Origin of the sequence: Pyruvatibacter mobilis (genome assembly GCF_012848855.1) — a bacterium.
In the GTDB taxonomy this organism is placed as follows: Bacteria; Pseudomonadota; Alphaproteobacteria; order CGMCC-115125; family CGMCC-115125; genus Pyruvatibacter; species Pyruvatibacter mobilis.
In genome coordinates this window covers 745,622-769,464 of record NZ_CP051630.1, presented here as the reverse complement: position 1 = coordinate 769,464, position 23,843 = coordinate 745,622, and the positions used below count along the sequence as shown (strand labels likewise).

The 23,843-nt window shown below is 64.3% G+C and carries 23 protein-coding genes and 1 tRNA gene; 8 read left to right on the top strand and 16 right to left on the bottom strand.

The window, feature by feature from the left end; all coding sequences use genetic code 11:
* Window positions 1–8 precede the first annotated feature (8 nt).
* Window positions 9–1,469: an eS6 family ribosomal protein gene (locus HG718_RS03565; RefSeq protein ID WP_160588609.1), complete on the bottom strand. Its 1,461-nt coding sequence runs from the start codon at window positions 1,467–1,469 to the stop codon at window positions 9–11.
* 249 nt (window positions 1,470–1,718) lie between these two features.
* Between HG718_RS03565 and HG718_RS03560 the strand changes: the two genes are divergently transcribed.
* The 3 genes from HG718_RS03560 to HG718_RS03550 all read left to right on the top strand — a co-directional run bounded on the left by HG718_RS03560 (window position 1,719) and on the right by HG718_RS03550 (window position 4,225).
* Window positions 1,719–2,279, top strand: a complete 561-nt coding sequence (locus HG718_RS03560) for a TMEM165/GDT1 family protein (RefSeq protein WP_027841292.1) — start codon at window positions 1,719–1,721, stop codon at window positions 2,277–2,279.
* A gap of 358 nt (window positions 2,280–2,637) precedes the next feature.
* Entirely contained in the window at window positions 2,638–3,198 is a 561-nt protein-coding gene (locus HG718_RS03555) for a methanogen output domain 1-containing protein (protein ID WP_188658389.1), read from the top strand.
* Between the two features lie 7 nt (window positions 3,199–3,205).
* The gene (locus HG718_RS03550) at window positions 3,206–4,225 is read left to right on the top strand and encodes a GGDEF domain-containing protein (protein WP_160588610.1); all 1,020 of its coding nucleotides are present in this window, start codon (window positions 3,206–3,208) and stop codon (window positions 4,223–4,225) included.
* Between the two features lie 227 nt (window positions 4,226–4,452).
* On the opposite strand, the gene HG718_RS03545 is transcribed toward HG718_RS03550, so the two are convergent.
* Window positions 4,453–4,528 (bottom strand) — tRNA-Lys (locus HG718_RS03545).
* Between the two features lie 360 nt (window positions 4,529–4,888).
* Here HG718_RS03545 and HG718_RS03540 point away from each other — a divergent pair.
* Together HG718_RS03540 and HG718_RS03535 are read left to right on the top strand one after the other, a co-directional pair.
* Window positions 4,889–5,167: a DUF7218 family protein gene (locus tag HG718_RS03540; protein WP_160588611.1), complete on the top strand. Its 279-nt coding sequence runs from the start codon at window positions 4,889–4,891 to the stop codon at window positions 5,165–5,167.
* 33 nt (window positions 5,168–5,200) lie between these two features.
* Window positions 5,201–5,602 (top strand): DUF2177 family protein, encoded by a 402-nt coding sequence (locus HG718_RS03535; RefSeq protein WP_160588612.1) that lies wholly within the window; start codon window positions 5,201–5,203, stop codon window positions 5,600–5,602.
* Between the two features lie 5 nt (window positions 5,603–5,607).
* Here HG718_RS03535 and rodA read toward each other — a convergent pair whose 3' ends face one another.
* The 11 genes from rodA to HG718_RS03480 all read right to left on the bottom strand — a co-directional run bounded on the left by rodA (window position 5,608) and on the right by HG718_RS03480 (window position 18,276).
* Entirely contained in the window at window positions 5,608–6,756 is a 1,149-nt protein-coding gene (gene rodA / locus HG718_RS03530) for a rod shape-determining protein RodA (protein ID WP_036264736.1), read from the bottom strand.
* Entirely contained in the window at window positions 6,756–8,678 is a 1,923-nt protein-coding gene (mrdA, locus tag HG718_RS03525) for a penicillin-binding protein 2 (protein ID WP_160588613.1), read from the bottom strand. The genes rodA and mrdA overlap by 1 nt, the downstream gene beginning before the upstream one ends.
* A gap of 15 nt (window positions 8,679–8,693) precedes the next feature.
* A complete protein-coding gene (gene mreD / locus HG718_RS03520; RefSeq protein ID WP_160588614.1) occupies window positions 8,694–9,203 on the bottom strand; it encodes a rod shape-determining protein MreD in 510 nt (169 codons plus the stop codon).
* A 3-nt stretch (window positions 9,204–9,206) separates the two neighbouring features.
* Window positions 9,207–10,223 (bottom strand): rod shape-determining protein MreC, encoded by a 1,017-nt coding sequence (gene mreC, locus HG718_RS03515; protein ID WP_160588615.1) that lies wholly within the window; start codon window positions 10,221–10,223, stop codon window positions 9,207–9,209.
* A 250-nt stretch (window positions 10,224–10,473) separates the two neighbouring features.
* Complete coding sequence (locus tag HG718_RS03510) at window positions 10,474–11,493, bottom strand: rod shape-determining protein (RefSeq protein WP_425300180.1); 1,020 nt, start codon at window positions 11,491–11,493, stop codon at window positions 10,474–10,476.
* A 128-nt stretch (window positions 11,494–11,621) separates the two neighbouring features.
* Window positions 11,622–13,208, bottom strand: a complete 1,587-nt coding sequence (locus tag HG718_RS03505; RefSeq protein ID WP_027841284.1) for a 2-isopropylmalate synthase — start codon at window positions 13,206–13,208, stop codon at window positions 11,622–11,624.
* A 538-nt stretch (window positions 13,209–13,746) separates the two neighbouring features.
* Window positions 13,747–14,745, bottom strand: coding sequence for a LysR family transcriptional regulator (locus tag HG718_RS03500; protein WP_160588616.1), 999 nt, complete (start codon window positions 14,743–14,745; stop codon window positions 13,747–13,749).
* Between the two features lie 122 nt (window positions 14,746–14,867).
* The gene (locus HG718_RS03495; RefSeq protein ID WP_160588617.1) at window positions 14,868–15,368 is read right to left on the bottom strand and encodes a GNAT family N-acetyltransferase; all 501 of its coding nucleotides are present in this window, start codon (window positions 15,366–15,368) and stop codon (window positions 14,868–14,870) included.
* Window positions 15,369–15,379: 11 nt separating this feature from the next.
* Window positions 15,380–16,039, bottom strand: coding sequence for an O-methyltransferase (locus HG718_RS03490; RefSeq protein WP_205345706.1), 660 nt, complete (start codon window positions 16,037–16,039; stop codon window positions 15,380–15,382).
* Between the two features lie 42 nt (window positions 16,040–16,081).
* On the bottom strand, window positions 16,082–17,278 hold the full coding sequence (purT, locus tag HG718_RS03485; protein ID WP_160588618.1) for a formate-dependent phosphoribosylglycinamide formyltransferase: 1,197 nt from the start codon (window positions 17,276–17,278) through the stop codon (window positions 16,082–16,084).
* 23 nt (window positions 17,279–17,301) lie between these two features.
* Window positions 17,302–18,276, bottom strand: a complete 975-nt coding sequence (locus tag HG718_RS03480) for an oxidoreductase (RefSeq protein ID WP_160588619.1) — start codon at window positions 18,274–18,276, stop codon at window positions 17,302–17,304.
* A gap of 102 nt (window positions 18,277–18,378) precedes the next feature.
* Between HG718_RS03480 and HG718_RS03475 the strand changes: the two genes are divergently transcribed.
* Together HG718_RS03475 and HG718_RS03470 are read left to right on the top strand one after the other, a co-directional pair.
* Complete coding sequence (locus HG718_RS03475; RefSeq protein WP_244617782.1) at window positions 18,379–19,161, top strand: esterase/lipase family protein; 783 nt, start codon at window positions 18,379–18,381, stop codon at window positions 19,159–19,161.
* A 4-nt stretch (window positions 19,162–19,165) separates the two neighbouring features.
* On the top strand, window positions 19,166–20,446 hold the full coding sequence (locus HG718_RS03470; protein ID WP_160588620.1) for a TCR/Tet family MFS transporter: 1,281 nt from the start codon (window positions 19,166–19,168) through the stop codon (window positions 20,444–20,446).
* A 379-nt stretch (window positions 20,447–20,825) separates the two neighbouring features.
* Here the strand turns inward: HG718_RS03470 and HG718_RS03465 are convergent, their stop codons facing one another.
* Window positions 20,826–21,425, bottom strand: a complete 600-nt coding sequence (locus tag HG718_RS03465; protein WP_373868280.1) for a cation efflux transmembrane domain-containing protein — start codon at window positions 21,423–21,425, stop codon at window positions 20,826–20,828.
* Window positions 21,426–21,586: 161 nt separating this feature from the next.
* Between HG718_RS03465 and HG718_RS03460 the strand changes: the two genes are divergently transcribed.
* Entirely contained in the window at window positions 21,587–22,039 is a 453-nt protein-coding gene (locus tag HG718_RS03460; RefSeq protein ID WP_160588622.1) for a MerR family transcriptional regulator, read from the top strand.
* Here HG718_RS03460 and HG718_RS03455 read toward each other — a convergent pair.
* The gene (locus HG718_RS03455) at window positions 22,023–22,736 is read right to left on the bottom strand and encodes an aspartate/glutamate racemase family protein (RefSeq protein WP_160588623.1); all 714 of its coding nucleotides are present in this window, start codon (window positions 22,734–22,736) and stop codon (window positions 22,023–22,025) included. The genes HG718_RS03460 and HG718_RS03455 overlap by 17 nt on opposite strands.
* Window positions 22,737–22,787: 51 nt before the next feature.
* Window positions 22,788–23,822 carry a ketol-acid reductoisomerase gene (ilvC, locus tag HG718_RS03450; RefSeq protein ID WP_373868327.1) on the bottom strand — a complete coding sequence of 345 codons (1,035 nt, stop codon included), beginning with the start codon at window positions 23,820–23,822 and terminating at the stop codon, window positions 22,788–22,790.
* Between the last annotated feature and the right edge of the window lie 21 nt (window positions 23,823–23,843).

The window sequence follows — 23,843 nt, the reverse complement described above, 5'->3', positions numbered from 1 at the left end:
AGCGCCCCCTATGGCCAGGCGGTCTCCGCCGCGCCGAGCGCCACGAGTTCCCCGCCGCCACCATCGCGGAAGCTCAGCGCGTCACTCGCATGGGGATCGAAGATGCGGTTCACACTCATCGCGGTGGGATCATAGGCCACATACATGCCCCACAGCGCCCCATCGAGCGCCAGCGCCCCGTCCGCATCATAGGACGCACGCAGCAGCAGCCAGCGCGGCGGTGACCAGCTTGCGATCAGCTCGTTGGAGATGGCCGGTGGCAGGGACTTGTTCATCGAGCACGGCTCCTTGTGCGTTCCCCGTGCCACCACGCGGCGCCCATCGAAATAGGCGTCGGTGAAGACATAGGAGCACGGGCCGTCCTTCTCGGTGAAATCGATGGTCAGCCGGCGCGCCTGCCCGCTTGCCTTCACCGCGTTGAATGCCACCGGGTCCAGACGTTCCGAGGTCGGCAGGTTCTTGCCGGTCATCTCGTCTTCAAGCGTTTTCAGCTCACGCTCCAGCGCCACCTTGCGCGCGTCCCCGTCAGGCACGATCTGCCGCTCGCCCTTGTATTCCCACGGCTCATCCAGGCGGCGGAAACGTTCCTGGCGGATGATCTCCGCCGTCTCCGGGTGCTCCCAGACAAATTCCTTGGCGCTGCCAAGCTCGTCCAGTTCCTCACGCACCCGCGTCATGTCCGCTTCGATCATCGCAGGCGAGCGGCGCACCCGCCCGTCATCCGCGCTGCCACCGGTGATCTTCATGCGGAACTTCTCGTTCTCCCACAGCCCGAAGATCGACGCGATGCGGTCGCGGATTTCACGCGCGGTAAAGGCCCGCGGCACAGCGCTCTCGTCGGGGGCCGCCATCAGCGTCGGCGCCCCCGTCTCCGCGTCCCGCACAACTTCGGTCTTGCCCGGCAGGGAGAACTCGTAAGCATCATCCCCATCGCTCTCCCGCAACGCCTGCAACACCAGTTCGGCGGTCTGCGGCGACCAGTCGATGCGCACCATGTCACCATCTTCCAGCGCGATTTCATGCCCGGTCTCAAGCCCGCCGGCAGCCTTGAGCTGCTCCACGGCGGCAGCGGCCGCAAGCACCGCATCACGCGAGGCATCCTCGCCCATATGCGACTTCACCATCTCGACGAGCGGATCGCCGGTCACCTTGGTTAGTTCTGAAATGATGTCGAACGTGGTCTCGTCGCCCGGGGTCAGTTTCATCAGCCGCGCCACCTCGGCCACGGGCTTGCTGAGATCAACCGGCTTGCCGCCCCATGACCCCACCTGCGCCCGCTTGAAGGCATTCATCGCCTTGTCGAAAATCGCCTGCTTCTCGGGAGAGGCCGCCTTGCGGGCGGCCTTGAGCGTATCGCCCGACGCGTCATAGACCTGCCCCGCCAGCCCCGCGAGATGCGCGGGCACCCGTTCCGCGCGCGCCGGCAGCGCAGCTAGTGCCACACCCAGCCCCACCGCGAGAACGGTCACTGCGCAAAAGCCCAAGGGCCGCATGACATGGCGACCCCGATGCCGTGCAGACGGCTTGTTCCGATGGGTAACGCGCATTCTCCTGCCCTCCCCGGCATGGCCTTGCAGCTTCATGTCCCACACGACGATCCTACACCAGAAGAAGCCACAGCGCGTCCCCCATGCAGCAATGGCCTATCTGCCGCGCAGGCACCCTGCTAAGCCTGTGCGCAGGTATCCCGAGCCAAGAGCAAGAAGAAACAACGCCCCATGGAAGCCTTCCTCAGCGCCACGGCCCTCGTCGCCATCGCCGAAATCGGCGACAAGACCCAGCTTCTGGCGCTGCTGCTGGCCGCCCGCTTCCGCGCGCCGCTCACCATCATCGCAGGCATCCTCGCAGCCACCCTCGCCAACCACGCCGCGGCCGCCTGGGCCGGCAGCACGGTCGCCATGCTGGTGGATGCGCAATGGTTTACCTATGCGGTGGCCGCGGGCTTTTTCGCCATGGCGCTGTGGGTGCTGATCCCGGACAAGCCGGACGCCCCTGCCCGCCTCGACCGCTATGGCGGCCCCTTCATGGCGACGCTCGTGCTGTTCTTCCTCGCCGAGATCGGCGACAAGACCCAGATCGCCACCATTGCCCTCGCCGCCCAGCATCAGGATGTGCTGCTGGTCACCCTCGGCACGACGCTCGGCATGCTGCTGGCGAATGTCCCGGCGGTCCTGCTCGGCCACAAGGCCGTCGACCACCTGCCGCTGACCGCCATCCGCATCGCCAGCGCCCTCCTCTTCGCCGCAACCGGCGCATGGATGCTCTGGCGCATGGCATGAGACGCAGGCGCGGTACTCGAATCCGCTCGTAGCAGGCCAGAAAATTTCGCAAAAAATAGTCCGTATCGCCCGCGATTTACTCTTTGCACAGCCAAGCCCTGCTACCGACCACACGCGAAAACTGCAGAGTTCTCCTCTTTTTCGGGCCAGGAAGCGCTCGAACCTATTCGACTTGGCCCGCGATCCCTTTCCAAGAGGTCACCGCAGGTAGTTCGATGTGGAAATTGTCCATTAATACCTGACTGCCAGACTCTGGATACTTGAAGACCTGACTGGACTTGACCCGCTACTGGCGGAAGTGCCGGTGCGCCCAGCCTGTCCCTGAAGAGACGTCGCAGACATCTGGAAGGAGACAAAGATGGCATTACAAACAGTCAACGTCGCGCGCATGGGCGATGAATTACCCGACGCTGCACCAATCGGCCTGTCCAAGGAAAACTTCCTTGTTCAGCTCCTGACCAACTGGAGCCAGACCCTGGAAGATGTGGCCGGGCTTGAAGAAGCTTCCGGCATGATCAGCGTCGTTGGCGGCATGATCGGACTGCAGATCAATCAGGAATACCGGCAACATTTCGGGCGCGATCTTATGGATCGTGAACTTGTCGCCCAGGTTCTCGTGGACCTCAAACGCCGCATAGATGGCGGCTTCTCCATCGAGCGCATCACCGACGAAGCCATCGTGCTCGTCAATTCAAAATGCCCCTTCGGTTCATCCGTCAACGGACGAACCTCGCTGTGCATGATGACATCCAACGTCTTCGGCAAGATTGCCGCAGAAAATCTGGGCTATGCCCGAATTGAACTCGCTGAAACCATTGCTTCAGGTGACGGCAGGTGCCGGGTAATTGTTCACCTGCGCCCGTCAGACTCCGCGTCTGAAATCGACGGCCGCGAGTATTTCAGCGAACAGCCACTCTAGGGACACCATGGTCGCGCTGGCGATTAAATCAGTCCTCAATGGCATAGCCGACCCGACATTCATTGTGGATCTCTCGGGAGCGGTCTTGTGCCACAACAAAGCAGCCCGCGAATGGCTCGACGCTTTCGCCGAGACACGCCTGGCCGACACAGCCGGCCCGGTGCCGCAGGACACTCTGCTCCAGGAGCTGCTTCCCACCAGCAAAGACAAGATCAACCGGCTGCTGAAAACCTGCGCCACAGTCAGCGGATTGATCCCGACATCCATTGTCCTGCCGGGCAATGACAACACCAGGTGCCGCTTCGTTATCCATGGCAATCTCATGCGTCTGGATGAAAACGCGCCTCCCGGGCACATAATGCTGCGCCTGTTCCGTGATCAGGGCGTCTCCTCCCATCGCTTTGCCGAACTCAACGAAACCCTGAAGCGCAAGAACATCGCCCTGCAGGAAGAGCGGCATCTGGCACGGGTCGACGAGCTCACGGGCCTGCTCAACCGCCGCACCCTGTTTGAAGAATTCGACCGCGAGTTCGAGCGCGCCCGGCGTTATCAGCGCCCCCTCGCCTTCATGTTGCTCGATCTGGATTACTTCAAGAAAATCAATGACAGCTACGGCCATCCGGGCGGTGACAGGGTGTTGAAGGATCTGTCCGCCATCATTCGCCGCTCCACTCGCAAATGCGATTTTGCCGGCCGTATAGGCGGGGAGGAATTCGCCGTCCTTCTTCCCGAAACCGATCTCAACCAGTCAATCGTTGTCGCCACCCGCATTTGCAAGGCGGTGTCGGCCCATGCCAGCAGATACAGAAATCAGGAAATCCGCACCACGGTCAGCATCGGCGTTACCGAGTCCCGGGGCCATAAATCGCTGGACGCCATCTATGAGAGCGCCGACCGGGCGCTCTATACCGCCAAGGCCGACGGCCGTGCCCGTGTCGTCAGTGCAGTAGAGTCGCTGCAGCGAACCGTCTCCCTCAGCGCGTCCTATCCCGAGGTAAAGTTCCTGTCTGTTGCCTCCGGCGACTGAGCCAGACCGGTCCGGGCCGCGGCACCTGTCCCGGCATTCTGCGCGGTCCATGCCACCCGTGCCCACGCCCCATTACAGTGGGAGAGCTGTGCGCACGCCCGCGCCGGTGGCCATCTTGACCCTTGTGGCCCATCGGCCTTGCGGAGATTGGTGACACGCGACAATCCTGTTCCGGTGCACGGCAGGAACCACGCACATTCAGCATCATCACGAATTCGGGAAGGGAATGGTGGGCGCACAAGGACTCGAACCTTGGACCCGCTGATTAAGAGTCAGCTGCTCTACCAACTGAGCTATGCGCCCATCCGGGCAGGGAAAATCGGCGGCCGGACAAAGTGATTTGTCGTTGGAAGAAAGCCACCGCCTGCGCGAGTGAGGGCGCGTAATAGCAAACAGGTCCGGGGAGGGCAAGCACCAAAACCGCTTTTGCGGCCCGCACCATGTGCCGGTTTCGGGGCCGTGGCGCGCCGGACCGGGTTTCAGAGCCCTGACGGCGCATTTCCTGCAGATTCAGGCGGCTTTCAGACCTCTTCCGGCGGCTTGGCGCCTGGACGCTGGTGGCAGCAGCGGGGCTGTGCGGGAACTGTCGGCATGCCCGGATGTTGGCCTTTCAGACACCACCGGCATCGATCCCCTCCCCCAACCCGCAGGAAAGGCACCAGCATGGCCGCCGAAAACAAATCCAGTGACCACGGTCCGTCCGTAAAGGATGACGAGGTCTATGAAAGCCTGCGCGAGGACGGGGCGAGCAAGGAGAAGGCTGCCCGCATCGCCAACGCCCAGGCGGACCCGTCCCGGTCTCCCTCGAAGAAAGGCGGCAGCAATCCGCCCTACGAGGAATGGACCAAGGACGAGCTGTATGACCGCGCGCAGGAGATCGGCATCGAGGGCCGTTCTTCGATGACCAAGGACGACCTGATCGACGCCCTGCGCTCCCACTGACCGGCCGGAAGGCCATTTTGCCCGAGGCCCGTCATGACCCAGCACCTGCCCGCCTATATCGCCACCCTCGTGGTGTTTCTCGCCCTTGATTATGTGTGGCTGGGCCACGTGGCACGGGACTTCTACGCCCGCGAGATGGGCGACCTGATGCACGAGCGGCCCAACTTCGCGATCGCCGCCCTGTTTTACGCAATCTATGCCGCGGGCATCGTGCTGTTCGCGGTCAATCCAGCGCTCGCGCAGGACAACTGGCAGACAGCAGCCCTGCTCGGCGCAGCGCTCGGCTTCCTTGCCTATGGCACTTATGACGTGACCAACCTTGCCACCATCAAGGGCTGGCCGTGGCGCATGGCTGCGGTCGACATGGCATGGGGCAGCGCGCTGACGGCGCTGAGCGCCACGTCTGCGTTCTGGATCATCAAATTGATCAGGTAAGCGGCCTAGAGAATGCCGCCGCCGCGCGGCAGCTCTTCCTGGCGATGCACATAGATGCTCATCATCAGGCCGAAGCCGGCCATGATCACCAGCATGGCCGAGCCGCCGTAAGAGACGAGCGGCAGCGGCACGCCGACAACCGGAATGAGCCCCATCACCATCGCCGCGTTGATGAACACATAGAGGAAGAAATTGACCGCCAGCGCCGCCACCAGCAGGCGGCCGAACTGGTGCCGCACGCCCACCGCCACGCTGAAGGCAAAGCCGAGCACGGCGAGATAGAGCCCCATCAGCGCAAGGCCGCCCATTAGGCCCATTTCCTCCGACAGCATCACGAAAATGAAGTCGGTCTGCTTTTCCGGCAGGAAGTTGAGGTGGCTTTGGGTGCCTTCCATGAAGCCCTTGCCCCACACCCCGCCGGAGCCAAGCGCGATCTTGGCCTGGGTGGTGTGATAGCCCGCGCCCAGCGGGTCGCGCGACGGATCAAGGAAGGTGAACACACGCTCCCGCTGATAGGGCAGCAGGAAATATTGCCACCCGACCGGGATGGCAATCAGCGCCGCCACGCCCGCGCCGATGACATAGCGCCATGAGAGCCCGGCCATGAAAATGATCGCAATGCCCACCACGGTCAGCAGCAGCGACGTACCCAGATCCGGCTGCCGCAGCACCAGCAGCACCGGCAGGCCGATCATCGCCAGGGCAGGCAGCAGATAGAGCGGATGCGACACCCGGTCATGCTCAAGCATGTGGTAGTAGCGCGCCAGCGCCAGCGCCAGGGTGATCTTCATGAGCTCGGACGGCTGCAGCTGAATGACGCCGAGATTGATCCAGCGCGTGGCGCCCATGCCGGTGGTGCCCGCCACTTCCACGCCGATGAGCAGCAGCAGGGCAAAGCCATAGGCCGGATAGGCAAGCTGCATCCACACCCGGGGGTCGATGACGGCAAACACCATCAGCAGCACCATGCCCATGGCGAAACGCACCATCTGGCGCGACGCCCACGGATCGAAATTGCCGTCGGCGGCCGAATAGAGCATGGCAAAGCCGACCGAGGCGATGGCCGTCAGCAGCAGGACAAAGCCCCAATTGATCTCGTAGAGCTTGTCGCCGAGGCTCAGGCGGCCCGAGCGGGAAATTGCTTCGAGAACCATCAGCCACCTCCCCCGCTGCGCCTGCCGGTGAGCGCTGCCCGCCGCGACAGGCCGTTGCCGCCGCCGGGCACCTGCTCATAGGCGGCCATGTTCATCGGGTCGCGGGTCAGCACGCGGGTCATCACGTCCTTGGCGACCGGGGCCGCCGCCGCGCTGCCGCCGCCGCCATGATCAACGATCACGGAAATCGCGTAGCGCGGATTTTCTACCGGCCCGTAGCCGACAAACAGGGCGTGGTCGCGGAACTTCCACGGCAGCTCGTCATTCTTCAAAACGCCGCGGGCGCGCTCCTCGCGCGAGATGCGGCGCACAAGCGCTGTGCCGGTCTTGCCTGCCATGGCGGCATTTTCCAGCGGCAGGCGGGAACGGAAGGCCGTGCCGCCCGGCACGTTCACCACTTCGTTCATGCCCCGCTGGATGATGGAGATATGCGCCGGCGGAATGCCCATGGGCACCGCCTGCGGCATCTCGCGCAATTGTCCGCCCACGGAGCGGACCAGCCACGGCCGCACCGCCGTGCCGCCATTGGCGATGCGCGCGGCCATGGTGGCAAGCTGCAGGGGCGTCGTCAGCACATAGCCCTGGCCGATCGAGGCATTGAGCGTCTCACCCTGCTGCCAGGGCACACCGGTGGTGGCGCGCTTCCACCCGGCGGAGGGGATGTTACCCGCCTTCTCACCGGCCATGTCCACCGCCAGCTGGTCACCCAGACCAAAGCGGCGCGCCATCTTCTCGATCTTGTCGATGCCCAGCCGCTTGCCGATCTCGTAGAAATAGACGTTGCAGGAGTGCTTGATGGCATCGACCATATCCATGGGCCCGTGCCCGCCGCGCTTCCAGCAGTGGAAGTCATGGCTGCCCAGGCTCACCTTGCCGCTGCAGAAGATTGTGCGGTTGGGGGCGATCACCCCCGCATCAAGCGCTGCCAGTGCCACCACCATCTTGAAGGTGGAGCCCGGCGGGTACTGCCCGGCCAGCGTCTTGTTGACCAGCGGGTTGAGCTCGTTGTTGGTGAGCCCCTCCCACTCCGCCTGGCTGAGACCGATATTGAACAGATTGGGGTCAAAGCCAGGTGCGGACACGATGCTGACGAGTTCGCCCGTCACCACATCCATCACAACGATCGACGCGCTTTCGCCGCGTACCCGCTCGGTGGCGTAGCGCTGGATATCCATGTCCAGCGTCAGCACCACTTCATCGCCCGGCGTGCCGGGATTCTTGGCCAGTTCGCGGATCACCCGGCCATAGGCGTTCACCTCGACACGGCTGTTGCCCGCCTGGCCGCGCAATTCCTTTTCCAGCATCCGCTCAACGCCGGAGCGCCCGACACGGAAGCCGGGAAGCTGCAGCAGCGGGTCATCCTCGCCTTCAAAGTCGCGATCCGTCACCGCCGCCACGTAGCCGACTACATGGGCCAAGTCTTCCCCATACGGATAATGCCGCGTATCGCCCACTTCCGGTGTCAGCCCCGGCAGGTCCGGCGTATGGATGTTGATCTCGGCAAAGGTCTCCCACTCGAGGTTCTCCGCCACCGTCAGCGGGACAAAACCGCGCTTCTGGCGCACCTCCCGCAGCACGCGCTTGCGGGTGCGCTCGGAGATATCGATGATCTCGGAGAGTTTCTCGAGCGTTGCTTCCACATCGTCGGTCTGTTCGGGGATCAGCACCACACGGAAATTCTGACGGTTGCTCGCCAGCTTCTCCCCGAAGCGGTCCACGATTTCGCCGCGCAGGGGCGGCAGCAGCCTGACATTGACGCGGTTTTCCTCGGCCAGGATTTCGTATTCCTGGCTTTCGATCACCTGCAGGTAATACATGCGCCCCGCCAGCACCGTGAACAGCGCCAGCTGGCCGCCGCCGATCACCGCCGCCCGGCGGGTGAACAGCTTCTGTTTTTCCTCATCGCGATTATCAAGCGCCATGGCTCCGCCCTCCCCCTAGGCCGCCGGTGCCAGCACCGTCAGGCGCTGGTTGATCCGGGAGAGGATGAAAGACATGGGCGGATAGACGGCGATGGTGATCAGTGCCTGCCAGATGAGCGGCATCGGGTTCACCACAACGCCGTAATGAACCGACGCCCCGAACCAGGCAATCGCCGCCGCAAGGCCGCAGACCGCCATGAAGCCGACCCACAGGGTGGAGAAGCTGCGGCCCACAAGGAACAGGCGCTGGGAATGGGTGAGGCCGAAGCCGGCCAGCAGTACCACCGTGTAGAGCCCAAGCGGCCCGCCCGACAGCACGTCCTGCAACAGGCCGATGCCGAACACCGCCCAGGGCGGGAAGAATTCGGGCCGGTGCACCGCGAAGAAATAGGCCACCGCCAGCGTGAAGATGGGGGCCGTGGTGCCGCCCGTGCCGATGCCGACCGGGATCAGCCCCAGCAGCACGCAGACCAGCGACAGCCCGACGGGCACCGCGATCCAGAATGCTTGCGACAGGTCCCGCATGGCTCAGAGATCGCTTTCCCCGGCCGTTTCACGCGGCGTCTCACGCGCGGTGTCACGTGAAGTCTCGGGCGCCGCACGCGCGCTGTCCGTGCCGGATGCAGCACCGGGCTGCCCGGCCCGCTCGACGATCTGGTCAGCGGCCGCAGGTGCGGACGCCCCCGGCAGTTCCGGCGTGGCGGCATCTTCCGGCGCTGTTTCCTCGCCGGCGGCAGCTTCGTCCGTATCGGCGGTCACAAGGTCCGGGAAGTCATAATTCAGCACACGCACGGTGCTGGTGCGGTCGAACTCGGAATAGGTCTGAAGACGCGGGCTGCCGTCGCTGGCAAGCACCACCATGCCCACCGGCAGGTCCGGCGGCATCAGCCCGCCATGGCCGGAGGTGACAATGCGGTCGCCCGGCTTGAGGCGCGCTTCCGGCGCCAGGAACTGGATCTTGGGAAAGCGGCTGTTGTCGCCCACCGCGATGGCGCGATAGCCCTCGGGCTCCACCCGCACGGGGATGCGGCTGTTGAGGTCGGTCAGAAGCAGCACGCGCGACGCCGTGGCCCCGGCACTTACGACGCGGCCGATCAGCCCCTGGTCGTCCACCACTGCTTGCCCCGCTTCGGCGCCTTCCGAGGCCGGAACATTGACGATGAAGGCATGAACGAATGGGCCGCCGCTGTCGCCGATGATCTTGCCGGTCGCATACTGGATTGCCGGATCAACCGTCACGTCCAGCAGCGCTTCGAAACGCGCCACCCGGCGCTCGAGTGCCAGAGCCTTTTCGCGCCATTCACGCAGCGCTTCGTTCTCGGCACGCAGCCGCGCGTTCTCCTCGAAGACGTAGGCGTATTCGTCTGTTGATGCGATGAAATTGCGTACCGCTGCGACAGGCCGCGAGGCCAGTTCGAGCAGGGGCGCGGAAAGGTCGGTCATCACCTGGCGCGTGCGGTCCACCAGATAGCTTTCCGCGCGGCCGACAAGCAGCACGGAGGCAATGGTGAGCGTCAGCACCAGCGACAGCCGGTACGACGACACCCGGAACGGTAACTTGACCCTGTTGGTCGGTTCCCTCACTGCACACGCCCTCTTGGCAGGCCGGAAATGGCCGTGCCCGCCGAATTGCCGGTCTGAAAGCGCCCCCACGCCCCGGTCAGACCGTCAGCAAACGGCTAGAAGCTAATTGCTTGAGATAACAGCATTATTAACGCCATCCCTCAAGCACACCCAATCACTTCAGGCCGCCTGCAATTCCGTGTCAGCGGTCCCCTCGCCGCGTTCGATTGACCTAGTAAACCGACGACAGCACGTGGCGCATGGTGCGGATATGCTCCAGCGCCATGCCGGTGCCCATGGCCACGCAGGACAGGGGCTCATCGGCGATGGACACAGGCAGGCCCGTTTCCTCGCGCAGCACCTGATCCAGATTGGCCAGCAGCGCGCCGCCACCCGTGAGCACGATGCCCTTGTCGACGATGTCGGCGGCCAGCTCCGGCGGCGTGGCTTCCAGCGCCACCTTGACGGCTTCGACGATGGCACCAACCGGCTCGGCCAGGCTTTCGGCGATCTGCCGCTGCGAAATGGTGATTTCCTTGGGCACGCCGTTCATCAGGTCACGGCCCTTGATCTCGATGGTCATGCCCGCGCCGTCATCCGGAATGGCAGCCGAGCCGACTTCCTTCTTGATGCGTTCCGCAGAGCTTTCACCCACCAGCAGATTATGGTGACGACGGATATAGCCGATGATGGCTTCATCCATCTTGTCGCCGCCCACGCGCACGGAGCGCGAATAGACGATGCCGCCCAGCGACAGGACGGCCACCTCGGTGGTGCCGCCGCCGATATCAACGACCATCGAGCCTGTCGGCTCGGTCACCGGCAGGCCGGCACCAATGGCCGCGGCCATCGGCTCTTCAATCAGATAGACCCGGCGCGCACCTGCGGACAGCGCGGATTCCTGGATCGCCCGGCGCTCCACCGCCGTCGAGCCCGACGGCACGCAGACGATGATCTGCGGATTGGCGAAGGAACGGCGATTGTGCACCTTGCGGATGAAGTGCTTGATCATCTCCTCGGCGATCTCGAAATCCGCGATGACGCCATCGCGCATCGGGCGGATCGCCTCGATATTGCCGGGCGTGCGGCCCAGCATCATCTTGGCTTCATCACCGACGGCCAGAACCTGGTTCTTGCCCCCCTTGTTGATGATCGCCACGACGGACGGCTCGTTGAGCACGATGCCCCGCCCCTTCACATAGACCAGCGTATTAGCGGTCCCGAGGTCGATGGCCATATCGGCCGAGAGCATCCCCAGCAAGCCTCCAAGCATTCTTCTTCGCAGTCCTTTGTTTTGGGGCCCGCCGGATGGCGCACCTGGATGGAATCAGTAACGGCGGTGCCTTTTTGTGCACCGCCGTTAACTCTGTTGCACGCCCTTTATGGCGCGACCATGGCTTCAGGCGCCGTTTTCAGGCGCTTGGTCTGCAGGCGGTTCAGCGCGCTGACATAGGCCCGCGCGCTGGCCACCAGCGTATCCGTATCCGCGCCGCGGCCGGTGACGGTCTTGCCGTCTTCTTCCAGCCGCACCGACACTTCCGCCTGCGCATCCGTGCCGCCGGTCACCGCATGCACCTGGTAGAGCTGCAGATGCGCCTGATACGGCACCAGCGCCTTGATGGCATTGAAGATCGCATCCACCGGCCCGTCGCCCGTTGCCTTGGTGGAGCGGACATCGCCCTCCACATCCAGGGTCAGGGCAGCTTCCTGCGGGCCTTCCGTGCCGGCAACAACCGACAGGGACACGACCTTGATGTTGTCATTGCCGGCGGCGACTTCGTCGTCCACCAGCGCCACGATGTCTTCATCGAAGACATGCTTCTTCTTGTCAGCCAGATCCTTGAAGCGCTTGAAGGCATCCTGCAGCTGGTTGTCGCCCAGCTCGTAGCCCAGCGACTGCAGCTTGTCCTTGAAGGCGTGGCGGCCCGACAGCTTGCCCAACACCAGCGACGACTTGGAGATGCCGACGCTTTCCGGCGTCATAATCTCGTAGGTCTCGGTGTTCTTCAGCATGCCGTCCTGGTGAATGCCGCTCTCATGGGCAAAGGCATTCTGGCCGACAATGGCCTTGTTGTACTGCACCGGGAACGAGGTGACGCTCGACACCACCTTGGAGGCGCGGGCAATCATCTGCGAGTTGATGCCGGTGTCATAAGGCATGACGTCTGCGCGGGTGCGCAGCGCCATGACGATTTCCTCGAGCGCCGCATTGCCCGCGCGTTCGCCCAGGCCGTTGATGGTGCATTCCACCTGCCGCGCGCCTGCGCCCACACCTGCCAGCGAATTGGCAACCGCGAGACCCAGATCATTGTGGCAATGCGTGGAAAAGATCGCCTTGTCGGCGTTCGGCACCCTGGTCCGCAGCATCGTGAAGATGTCCGCATATTCCGTCGGCACCGTGTAGCCCACCGTGTCCGGAATATTGATGGTGGTAGCGCCCGCCTTAATGGCCGCTTCCACGCAGCGGCACAGGAAATCCCGGTCCGTGCGGGTAGCGTCCTCAGCGGACCATTCCACATTGTCCACCAGGTTTCGCGCCAGCGTCACGCTGGCAACGATCGCGTCCAGCACCTGCTCCGGTTCCATCTGCAGCTTGTGCTTCATATGCACGGGGCTGGTGGAGATGAAGGTGTGGATCCGGCCGCGCTCGGCATGGCGCAACGCCTCGCCTGCCCGCTCGATGTCCTTGGCGCCGGCGCGCGACAACCCGCACACCACGCTGTCCTTCACCCGGCGGGCAATCTCGGACACCGCTTCAAAGTCGCCATTCGATGCGATCGGAAAACCGGCCTCGATCACATCGACGCCCATGGCCTCGAGGATCTCCGCCACCTGGATCTTTTCATCCAGGTTCATGGAGGCGCCCGGCGACTGTTCGCCGTCACGCAATGTCGTATCGAAAATCAGAACGCGGTCGGCGCTGTCAGCTGCCTGTTTGCCGCGTCGGGAAGTGCTATCGGGAATCATGTTGTTACGTCCTTCTCGGATGCCAAAGCATGTGAGGGGGTCTCTCCCACACGGTTCGAAGTCGTCTTCGTCCCCTGAATGCCCGCCCTTCCGCGAAATGCTTGTACCGAAGGACTGCCAGCGCTCAGGGGCTGGTAAGGAGAAGGCGCGTGCCGAGAAGTAGCGGACATGCGGAAACGCCGCCCAGGGAAACACCCGAGACGGTGGCGGTGATGCCGGAGATGTCAGCGCGAGCGATGCTCATGACGCGTCAATCCGTTCCTTCAGTCTGCCAAGCTTCGCGAAAATCCACGAAAGCCAATACCACTTGTGAAGCTAGGACTTGGCTGGTTAACGAAAGGTAACCGGTCATGGGTGAAACACCCAATTTCCGTCCGGTTTCCATCAAGCCGGCCCGTGCCTGCCGCTATCAAGCGTTCAGTACGCGAGACACGCTTTTAGGGCATTCCGCGCCGTGCGCGCAACCGCCTCGCGTGCCTTATCTCTATGGTTTTGACGGCTTTTCAAGCCTGAATGGCGGATTTCACCGCCTTTTGCGCTATTCCGCCGCGGTGACCGCCGCCTGGTCGTCATTCGCACCGGCGCCTGCAGGCTCTCCCGCAACCGCGCCCTCGCCCATCAGCGCTGACCGGGCTTCCTTGGCGCAGGCGACCACAAAGTCCATGGCATCACGCACCCGGCCCACATGGGCGGTGTCATTATGGGTGACCAGCCACAATTCCAGCGCGCCTACGTCTTCCGGCTCGCCGACGCGTACCAGCATGGGGTCCCGGTCGCCGACAATGCAGGGCAAGGCCGCAAGACCGAGGCCCTGGCGCGCAGCCTCTGCCCGCACGCCCACAGCATTGGAGCGGATGACTACGCTCGCCCCCTGCTCCGCCCGGCTCATCCACCAGACCGGGCCCAGCGGGCTTTCGGAGACGGCAAAGCCGATCACCTGATGGCCTTCCAGCCGCCCCGGCTCCCGAGGCACGCCGCGCACGGCCGTATAGGCCCGGCTGGCATAAAGCCCATAAGCCATGTCGCCGATCTTGCGGACGATCACATTGCCCTGGGTCGGCCGGGCGAAACGGATCGCCACGTCGATGTCCTTCATCGAGCCGCCCGGCGCACCGGCGGAGGGCGCAGGCCCCGTGAGGCTCGGCTCGGCCACGATTTCCAGATGCAGCTCAGGATGCTCGTCGCGGAAGCCCGGCAGCCGCGGCGCCAGCATGGCCGAGGCCACCGCCTCGCCCGCCATCACCCGCACCACCGCGTCGGCTTCATTTTCATCGGCCACGAAATCCCGCGTCAGCGCGGACAGGCGCTGATCCACCGGCGCCAGCTGCGCCAGCAGCCGCTCGCCCCGGGGCGTCAGCCGGTAGCCGGAGCGTGACCGGTCAAACAGGCGCGCGCCCAGCGAGTCTTCGAGCGACGCCACCCGGCGCAGCACGGTGGTGGTATTGACCTTGAGAACCGACGACGCCGCCGACAGGCTGCCTGCCTCGGCAACAGCGAGGAAGAAACGCAGATCGTCCCAGTTAAGTCCTGCAGACATGGCACACTCCCGCAAATCCTTCATGCAGGTTATGCAAGTAAAATATCAGAACCTACTCATAAATGCGACAATCAATCTGCAAAAACGCAAACTTCAACCGATTTAACTGACAATACAGTCAGTTAAGCCGTATCGATGCAGAATTTGAGGAAGCGCTGGCCATCATATGTGACCTCCCCCGCAGCCCGTGCCCCGAAGCGGCGGAGCGCCGCAAGCCGCGTGCGCGACGGCGGCAGCAGGGCCGTGACATAGGAAATGCGGGCATCCGACCGAGCGAACTCCAACGCCGCCCGCGCTATAGACGGGCCAAGGCCAAAACAGTCAGCCCGCAGCACCAGGCCGAAATCCCACTCCCCGTCCTCAAGCTGGAAGCCGCCCCAGCCCACATAGCGGTCATGGTCGAGAATGGCCCAATGGCCCAGCCCGTCCCGCTGCCAGCAGGCTTCCTTGGCGGCGATGAAGCTGTCCACCGTTGCCCGGTCCCACGGCTCGGTCATCAGGGGCAGATGCACGGCAACGCGCGGGTCAGCCATATGGGCGAGGATATCGTCCGGGGCCACGGCGGTGAGGCGCACAAAGCTGATGCGGGGGCGTCCCCGCCGGGCACTGGTCTCGTCTGACATGGGCAACGGACCTAGCGCACGCGGACCACGGCAAGGCCGTCATGGCCCTTCTGGCCGATCTGCTGGGCAACCACGGCCTCACAGCGCGGATCGGCAGCCGCCATGCGGTTGAATTCATCCGCACCCCGCGCATCCGGGTCATCCCCCGGCACCAGCACATTGCCGCCGCGCACCACATTGTCAGCGAGGATCAGGCCGCCAGGGCGAACGAGCTTGAGTGCCCACTCGAAATAGCCTGGATAGTTCCGCTTGTCCGCGTCCAGAAACGCCATGTCGAACGGCTCGGTCTCGTCACGGGCAAGATCCGGCAGCGTGTCGAGGGCTGCACCGACACGGATATCCACCTGCGACGCGAGCCCGGCGCGGGCAATGTTGCCGCGCGCCACCTCCGCATAGGCGGGATCATATTCAAGCGAAATGAGCTTGCCGTCTTCCGGCAGCGCCCGCGCCATCCAGATCGCGCTGTAGCCCGCAAGCGTGCCGAATTCGAGAATGCGCCGGGCGCCGATCAGCTTGGCGAACAGGTTGAGCAGCTTGCCCTGATTGGGCGCAACCGCAATGTTCGGCATGCCCGCCGCGCGCGCTGTTTCGTGCACGGCCGCAAGCGCCTCATCCTCCGGTGCGAACAGCCCGTCCAAATAGCGGTCAACGAGAGTGAAGATGTCGGGCATCAGGCTGATCCTTGTTGAGGGCGGCCAGCCCACCCCGCCCGCTCAGACTTTGACGGGCGTGATGGCCGACGCTGCTTGCTTCGCGCGCTCCCGCGCTGTCTCGATATCCTTGGCGGGCACCACCGCAACCCCCATGCGCCGCCGCACAAAGGCTTCCGGCTTGCCGAACAGGCGCACCTGCGCGTCGGGCACCCGCAGCGCTGCATCGAGCCCGTCAAAGGCAATGCCCCTGGCAGCCATGCCACCATAAATCACGGCACTCGCAGCAGGCTGGGTCAGCGCTGTTGTCACCGGCAGGCCGAGAATGGCGCGCGCATGCAGCGCAAACTCGCTCTGCCGCTGGGAGCCAAGCGTCACGAGGCCCGTATCATGGGGCCTGGGGCTCACTTCCGAGAACCACACATCATCGCCCTTCACGAACATTTCAACGCCGAAGATGCCGCGTCCCCCGAGCCGCGACGTGACTTTGAAAGCAATCTGCTGCGCCCGCGCCAGCGCCTTTTCCGACATCGGCTGCGGCTGCCAGCTTTCGACATAGTCCCCATGCTCCTGACGGTGGCCGATGGGCGCGCAGAAGGAGGTTGCGATATCGCCGCGCTCATCCACCGACCGCACGGTGAGGAGCGTGATCTCATAGTCGAATTCAACGCGGCCCTCGATGATCACCCGCGCCTCTTCAACGCGGCCGGACTGCAGCGCGTACGCCCAGGCATCAGCCACATCCTCCGCCTTCTGAACAAAGCTCTGGCCCTTGCCGGACGACGACATGACGGGCTTCACAAACACCGGAAAGCCGATTGTCTCAGCCGCCCTGGCAAGCTCCCGCTCGCTGGTGGCAAAGGCGTAAGGCGAGGTCGGCAGGCCCAGCTCTTCAGCCGCCAGCCGGCGAATGCCTTCGCGGTTCATGGTCAGCTGCGCAGCTTCCGCCGTGGGGATGACTTCCGCCAGCCCCTCCCGCTCGATTGCCACGAGTTCCTGAGTGGCAATCGCCTCGATCTCCGGCACGATCATGTGCGGCTGTTCGGCCACCACCAGCCGGCGGATGGCGTCACCATCCGTCATGTCGATGACATGCGACCGGTGCGCCACCTGCATGGCCGGGGCATCCGCATAGCGGTCCACGGCGATCACCTCGGCCCCGAAGCGCTGCAGCTCGATGACCACTTCCTTGCCCAGCTCGCCCGAGCCCAACAGCATGATACGGGTGGCGGAGGGGGTAAGCGGCGTGCCGATGCGCATGGGGGCCTCATGGGAGAAGATCGTCAGGCGGGAACGCGTTCTCCTACCATTTCTTCCGACTTCGTCCAAAGCGCTGATGCGGTGGCAGGGTCCTGCGCATGGGGGATCACGCCGCGATGGGTCTTGCTCATGGTTTCAAGATCCGTCGGCTCCGCCCGCTGGCAGTCCTCGCAGTAAAAACCGCCCTGCCCCTCAAGCTCGGGCGCCGTGGCACACCAGGTGGCTGTTGCCGCCCCTTGCTCAGGCGTCTTGAAGCCGTCGCGCACATTGCCGTTTTCATCCACCCAGCCGAGGGTCTTGAACTCCTCGGGGTCCATGTCCCGCTGCAGGCCGGTCATGATGCCACCCGGATGCACAGAGAACGCGCGGATGCCCTTGCCCTGGTAACGCTTGTCCACTTCCAGCGCGAACAGGGCATTAGCCGTCTTGGCACGGCCATAGGCGATCCACTTGTGATAGTCCGACGCCTCGAAATTCGGGTCATCCAGATCCACATCGCTGATCCGGTGGCCGGTGGAGGACAACGCCACCACCCGCGCCCCGCCGTTAGCGCCTGCCTTCTCCAGCGCCGGCAGCAAATGCGCGAACAGCACGAAATGCCCCAGATGGTTGGTGCCGAACTGGCTCTCAAAGCCCTGCGCCGTGGTCCGGTGCGGCGTCGCCATGATGCCCGCATTGTTGATGAGCAGATGCAGCGGCTCGCCCGTGGCAACGAACGCATCGGCAAAGCGCCGCACGCTGTCGAGGTCCCCGAGATCCATCTCCGCGGCTTCCACCTTCTGATTGCCTGTGGAGGCCTTGATATCCTCCACCACACCCGCCAGCTTGTCCGGGCTGCGGCCCGGCAGCACCACCTTCGCCCCCGCCTTGGCCAGCGCCCGCGCCGTCTCGACGCCGAGGCCCGAGGACGCGCCGGTGACGATCACCGTTTTGCCCGACAGGTCGATCCCCTCGACCACTTCAAGCGCCGTCGTGCCATGTCCAAAATCACGCGCCATTTCCGCCTCTCCCTGTTACTGTGGGGCCGGACCTAGCGTCCGGCCGCCCCTTTATATGACTTGCGGTCATTTAAGCACGCCTTCAGCCAATTGCAACACGCCATGGCCACCGCCCGCCCGACCGGCACTCAGCTCATCAAACGGACCCATCCCGTGCAACGCATTCCCGCCCTTCCCAAGACCATGCGCCTGAGAGACGTGCTCGGCGAGGGCCGGGCGCTGTTCGAACTCGGCACCCTGCCCGCCTCCCTGCCCGCGCTTCTGGCCCTGAGCCCGCGCGGCGACGGCCAGCCCGTGCTGACCCTGCCGGGGCTGATGGCAACCGATGGCTCCATGGCGATCCTGCGGCGTTATCTGCGTGAGCTGGGCTATTCGGTGCATCCGTGGAACCTCGGCCGCAATCTCGGCCCCAACGCAGAGCTGCGCGCGGGCATGATGCGCCGCCTTGAAGAAATTGAAGGCCGGGTCGGCCGCCGCGTCTCCATCGTCGGCTGGTCATTGGGCGGCATCTATGCCCGCGAACTTGCCCGACGCAATCCGCGTCTCGTGCGCCAGGTCATCACGCTGGCCAGCCCGTTTGCCGCCGGCATGCGGATGGATTCCCGCTACGTGGACGAAGCGCTGGCCGAGCGCCTGCGCACCCCGCCGCCGGTACCCTGCACGGCGATCTATACCCGCCATGACGGTGTCGTCCCCTGGCAGACCTGCCGCGAGGATGCCCATCCGCATACGGAAAATATCGAGGTGCCCGCCACCCATATCGGCATCGGCGTCAACGCCCTGGCGCTTTACGCCATTGCCGACCGGCTGGCGCAGCCCGAGGGTGGCTGGAAGCCCTTCGAGAAGACCGGCGTGAAGGCGCTGCTCTACCGCGAGCGCGGATAGGCGGATGACCGAGAACGTGACGGCCGGCGGCGCGCAGACAAGCAGCCCGACGGCGAAGAAAGCCCTGCCCTTCCTCCTCATCACCATCCTGATTGACGCGATCGGCCTGGGCATCATCGTGCCCGTGCTGCCAAGCCTGATCACCGAGGTAACGGAGCTGAGCCTGTCGGACGGCGCCCTGTGGGGCGGCGCGCTGATCTTCATCTATGCGCTGATGAATTTCCTCTTCGCCCCCGTCCTCGGCAACCTGTCCGATCGCTTCGGCAGGCGCCCGGTCCTGATCACCGGCCTCACGGTGCTGGGGCTCGATTATCTCGTCATGGCGCTCGCACCCAATATCTGGTGGCTGCTCATCGGCCGCACGATGTCGGGCATTGCGGCGGCCACCTTCACCACCGCCAATGCCTATATCGCCGATGTGACAGCGCCCGATGACCGCGCCAAATCCTATGGCCTGCTGGGCGCTGCCTGGGGCACCGGCTTCATGCTCGGCCCGGTGCTGGGCGGGCTGGTAGCGGATTTCTCCGACAGTGCGCGCGCGCCCTTCTACCTTGCCTGCGTGCTGGCCTTCGCCAATGCGGCCTATGGCTATCTGCTGCTGCCGGAAAGTCTGCCTTCGGACAAACGCCGCGCCTTTGATCTCAAGCGCGCCAACACCATCGGCGCCGTTAAGATGCTGGCCCGCCACCCGGGCGTGCTCGGCCTGCTGGCTGCCATGATCTGCTATCAGATCGGCCATGACGCCAACCCGGCGATCTGGTCGTTCTACACCATGTACAAATTCGGCTGGGACGCGGGCGACATCGGCTGGTCGCTGGGCTTTGTCGGCATCTGCCTGATCTTCTCGATGGGATGGCTCACCGGTGTCGCCGTGCCGAAGTTGGGTGAACGCCGCGCCATCCTCATCGGCTTCACCTGCGCCGCCATCGGCTTTCTCGGCTACGCCATCGCCTGGGAAAGCTGGATGATGTATGCGGCAACCATCTTCTTCGCCATGGTCGGCATCGGCTCCTCCGCCCTGCGCTCGGTGATGTCCAAGCAGGTGTCGGAGACGGAACAGGGCGAAATGCAAGGCGCGATCACCAGCGTCATGGGCCTCACCGCCATCATCACGCCCCTGGTCATGACCGGCCTGTTCTCCACCTTCACCGGCCCCGACGCCCCGCTGCATCTGCCCGGCGCCCCCTACCTCCTGGCAACCCTGGCCATGATCATCAGTATCCTCCTGGTCCTGACTTTCATCGGCAAACTGGCCGTAGCCCCGAGAGCACCGGGCCAGGAGTAAAAGGCCACTCCCGGCACGTCCCCCCTCTCCGCCTCCCTCCGGCTCGACCGGAGGGCCCACTCTCCTCCCCACTTGCCGCAGAGCAAGAAGCTAGTCCCCCACAAGAACCACTCCCTCCGTGCCCCACCACCAAGGCAAGTAGGCCCCGGATCAAGTCGGGGGCTACGGAAAGAGGGGCACCCAAACGCCCCCTCGCCGGCATCAGAGGCAGCTCCCAGCACCTCGCCCTCTCCGCATCCCTCCGGCTCGACCGGAGGGCCCATTCTCAGTCCCATTTGCCGCAGCGCTGAGAGCTGGAACCGAGCAAAACCCGCAAGCTCCATCCCCAATCACCAAGGCGAGTGGGGCCCGGATCAAGTCCGGGGCTACGGGATGAAAACTATGCAGGCACAGCCTCCGTCCGCAGCTCCGCCCGCGCCTGCCGCAGGATCGACCACGCCGACGAGGTGAACAGCCACCCCATCAGCGCCGCCACCGCAAGGTCCGGCCACGGCGTGCCCGTGACGGCCACAAGCCCCGCCGCGCCGATCACTGCCGCATTGCCGATGGCATCGTTGCGGCTGCACAGCCACACGGAACGCACATTGGCGTCCCCGTCGCGGAACCGCATCAGAATGAGCGCGCTCACCACATTGGCCAGCAGCGCCAGCGCCGCAATGGACCCCATGATCTCCGCACTCGGATCATTCAGCACGAGGACGCGATAGGCGGTGAAGCCCAGCACCCCCGCCCCCATGGCGAATAGCGACAGGGCCTTCACCAATGCCGCGCGTGCCCGCCACTGCACCGCCATGCCGATCACCATGAGCGACATGGCATAGGTCGCGGTATCGCCCGCAAAATCCAGCGCATCCGCCTTGAGCGCCATGGACTGCCCGGCAAACCCCGCGCTCCCTTCGACGAAGAACATCACACCGTTGATGGCGATGACGATCCACAGAGCCCGCTTATAGGCCGCGCTCGCCCCATCGAATTTCACATCGTTTCCACAGCATCCACTCATCATGTCACCTTTACTGGGCCTGCCGCTTACCGCGCGGCGGGCCTTGGAATTGCTCAAGTGACACCCAAGATAGGAGCTACAGCGACTGTAGCTTCAAGGGCTAAAATGCCGCGACGTGAGAAAAGGCGGGAAAATCCATGTTCACCATCGGCAAGCTGGCAAAACAGAGCGGCGTGAAGGTGCAGACCGTGCGCTACTACGAGCAGATCGGCCTGATGCCGCCTGCGGAGCGGTCAGCGGGCAACCAGCGGCTTTACACCGATGCCCATGCGGAGCGCCTTGGCTTCATCCGCCATGCCCGCGAGCTCGGCTTCCCGCTCGAGGCCATCCGCACCCTGCTTGATCTCTCGGACAGCCCGGACAAGTCCTGCGCCGAGGCCGACGAAATCGCCCGCGCCCGCCTGGCGGAAGTGGAAAGCCGCATTGCCCGGCTCGAAGCCCTGAAAACCGAACTCACCCGCATGATCGCCCAATGCGCGCACGGCACCGCGGCCGACTGCCGGGTGATCGAAGTGCTGGCCGCCACCGACCACACCTTCTGCGCCAGCGACGACCACCAGCAAGACGCAGCGCCTAGGCTTGCGCCCTGAGGGCGGCAACCGCCGCGGCCAAACCACTTGCCGGGCTCGTCAGCACCGGGACGGTGACATCGGACACCTGGTCCAATGCCTCGGCCATGGAAGCCTGGGCGAGGACGATGACATTGGCGCCGGCGCGCTGGGCAAGGCGGATATTGTCGGCCACCAGCGCGTTGGCACGGGCCGTGTCCCCGGCTTCAAGCGCGTCCCACGCGCCGTCCACCAGGACCGGTGCCACATCTGCTCTGTCCGCTATGGCCGCGACTTCCTGCTCAATCAGTTCGCAGGTCGGCGCAAGGGTGCATTTGATGGTTGCCAGCACGGCAATGGAGCGGCCGGTCTGCGCGGCCAGTGCCGCCATCGGGCGGTCCACCCGCAGCACGGGTTTGGCGGCCCGGCGTGCGGCTTCATCAGCAGCGGGGCCAAGCGTTGAGCAGGTGCAGAGCACCCCGTCCGACGAAGCAGTGGCTTCATGCAGGATGCGGGCGGCACGCTCGAACGTATCTTCCGGCAGCACGCCTGAAGCGATGGCGCGCCGCAGCAGATCCTCGCGCACCACATGGGACAGCCGGATCCCCGGCAGGTCCGTTCCCCCGTCAGCCTCTTCCCTAGCGGCCTCCTCAGCGGCAAGCCGGGCAAAAAGACGCTCGAAAACGTCAACGTGCCGGGGCGACGTATGCAGCAGTGTCATCACAAGAGCACGGCGCATCACGTCACCTCCGGCACGCAACTGAACTCCACGGGGATGTGGAGTGTCGGACTAGTTCTTTTCCTTGTCCACCAGCTTCGTTTCCGCGATCCACGGCATCATGGCGCGCAGACGCTCGCCCACTTCTTCGATCGGATGTGCGGCATTCATGGCGCGGGTGGCCTTGAAGCTGGTCTGGTCGACCTTGTTTTCCAGCATCCAGTCGCGGGTGAACTTGCCGGTCTGGATGTCGGTCAGCACGCGCTTCATCTCGGCCTTGGTGTCCGGCGTCACGATGCGCGGGCCCGTGACATAGCCGCCATACTCAGCCGTGTTGGACACGGAGTAATTCATCGTCGCGATTCCGCCTTCATACATCATGTCGACGATCAGCTTCACTTCGTGCAGGCACTCGAAATACGCCATCTCCGGCGCATAGCCGGCTTCCGTCAGCGTCTCGAAGCCCGCCTTGATCAGCTCCGACAGACCACCGCACAGAACAGCCTGCTCACCGAACAGGTCGGTCTCGCACTCTTCCTTGAAGGTGGTCTCGATGATGCCCGCACGGCCGCCGCCGATGGCAGACGCGTAGGACAGGCCGACTTCCTGCGCATTGCCGGTCGCATCCTGGTGAACGGCGATCAGGCACGGCACGCCGGCGCCGCGCTGATATTCACCGCGCACCGTGTGGCCCGGGCCCTTCGGTGCGACCATCAGTACGTCGATGTCGGCACGCGGCTGCAGCAGGTTGAAGTGCACGTTGAGGCCGTGCGCGAACATCAGGGCTGCGCCCTTTTTCATGTTCGGCTCAAGATGCTCGCGGTAGATGTCGCCCTGCAGCTCATCCGGCGTCACCATCATCATCACGTCGGCCCACTTGGCGGCCTCGGGAACGCTCATCACCGGCAGGCCTTCACCTTCGGCCTTCTTGGCCGAGGCAGAGCCTTCGCGCAACGCCACGGCAACGTCCTTCACGCCGCTGTCGCGCAGGTTCAGCGCATGGGCATGACCCTGGGAGCCATAGCCGATGATGGCAACCTTCTTGCCCTTGATCAGATTAACGTCAGCGTCGCGGTCGTAATAAACGCGCATGGGTCTCTTCCTTATCTGCGAACGGTTGTTCTCGGC

Coding starts and splice junctions, on each gene's coding strand:
- HG718_RS03560 (WP_027841292.1), top strand. CDS start 1,719: ATGGAAGCCTTCCTCAGCGCCACGGCCCTCGTCGCCATCGCCGAAATC.
- HG718_RS03555 (WP_188658389.1), top strand. CDS start 2,638: ATGGCATTACAAACAGTCAACGTCGCGCGCATGGGCGATGAATTACCC.
- HG718_RS03550 (WP_160588610.1), top strand. CDS start 3,206: ATGGTCGCGCTGGCGATTAAATCAGTCCTCAATGGCATAGCCGACCCG.
- HG718_RS03540 (WP_160588611.1), top strand. CDS start 4,889: ATGGCCGCCGAAAACAAATCCAGTGACCACGGTCCGTCCGTAAAGGAT.
- HG718_RS03535 (WP_160588612.1), top strand. CDS start 5,201: ATGACCCAGCACCTGCCCGCCTATATCGCCACCCTCGTGGTGTTTCTC.
- rodA (WP_036264736.1), bottom strand. CDS start 6,756: ATGGTTCTCGAAGCAATTTCCCGCTCGGGCCGCCTGAGCCTCGGCGAC.
- mrdA (WP_160588613.1), bottom strand. CDS start 8,678: ATGGCGCTTGATAATCGCGATGAGGAAAAACAGAAGCTGTTCACCCGC.
- mreD (WP_160588614.1), bottom strand. CDS start 9,203: ATGCGGGACCTGTCGCAAGCATTCTGGATCGCGGTGCCCGTCGGGCTG.
- HG718_RS03510 (WP_425300180.1), bottom strand. CDS start 11,493: ATGCTCTCGGCCGATATGGCCATCGACCTCGGGACCGCTAATACGCTG.
- HG718_RS03505 (WP_027841284.1), bottom strand. CDS start 13,208: ATGATTCCCGATAGCACTTCCCGACGCGGCAAACAGGCAGCTGACAGC.
- HG718_RS03500 (WP_160588616.1), bottom strand. CDS start 14,745: ATGTCTGCAGGACTTAACTGGGACGATCTGCGTTTCTTCCTCGCTGTT.
- HG718_RS03495 (WP_160588617.1), bottom strand. CDS start 15,368: ATGTCAGACGAGACCAGTGCCCGGCGGGGACGCCCCCGCATCAGCTTT.
- HG718_RS03490 (WP_205345706.1), bottom strand. CDS start 16,039: ATGCCCGACATCTTCACTCTCGTTGACCGCTATTTGGACGGGCTGTTC.
- purT (WP_160588618.1), bottom strand. CDS start 17,278: ATGCGCATCGGCACGCCGCTTACCCCCTCCGCCACCCGTATCATGCTG.
- HG718_RS03480 (WP_160588619.1), bottom strand. CDS start 18,276: ATGGCGCGTGATTTTGGACATGGCACGACGGCGCTTGAAGTGGTCGAG.
- HG718_RS03475 (WP_244617782.1), top strand. CDS start 18,379: ATGGCCACCGCCCGCCCGACCGGCACTCAGCTCATCAAACGGACCCAT.
- HG718_RS03470 (WP_160588620.1), top strand. CDS start 19,166: ATGACCGAGAACGTGACGGCCGGCGGCGCGCAGACAAGCAGCCCGACG.
- HG718_RS03460 (WP_160588622.1), top strand. CDS start 21,587: ATGTTCACCATCGGCAAGCTGGCAAAACAGAGCGGCGTGAAGGTGCAG.
- HG718_RS03455 (WP_160588623.1), bottom strand. CDS start 22,736: ATGCGCCGTGCTCTTGTGATGACACTGCTGCATACGTCGCCCCGGCAC.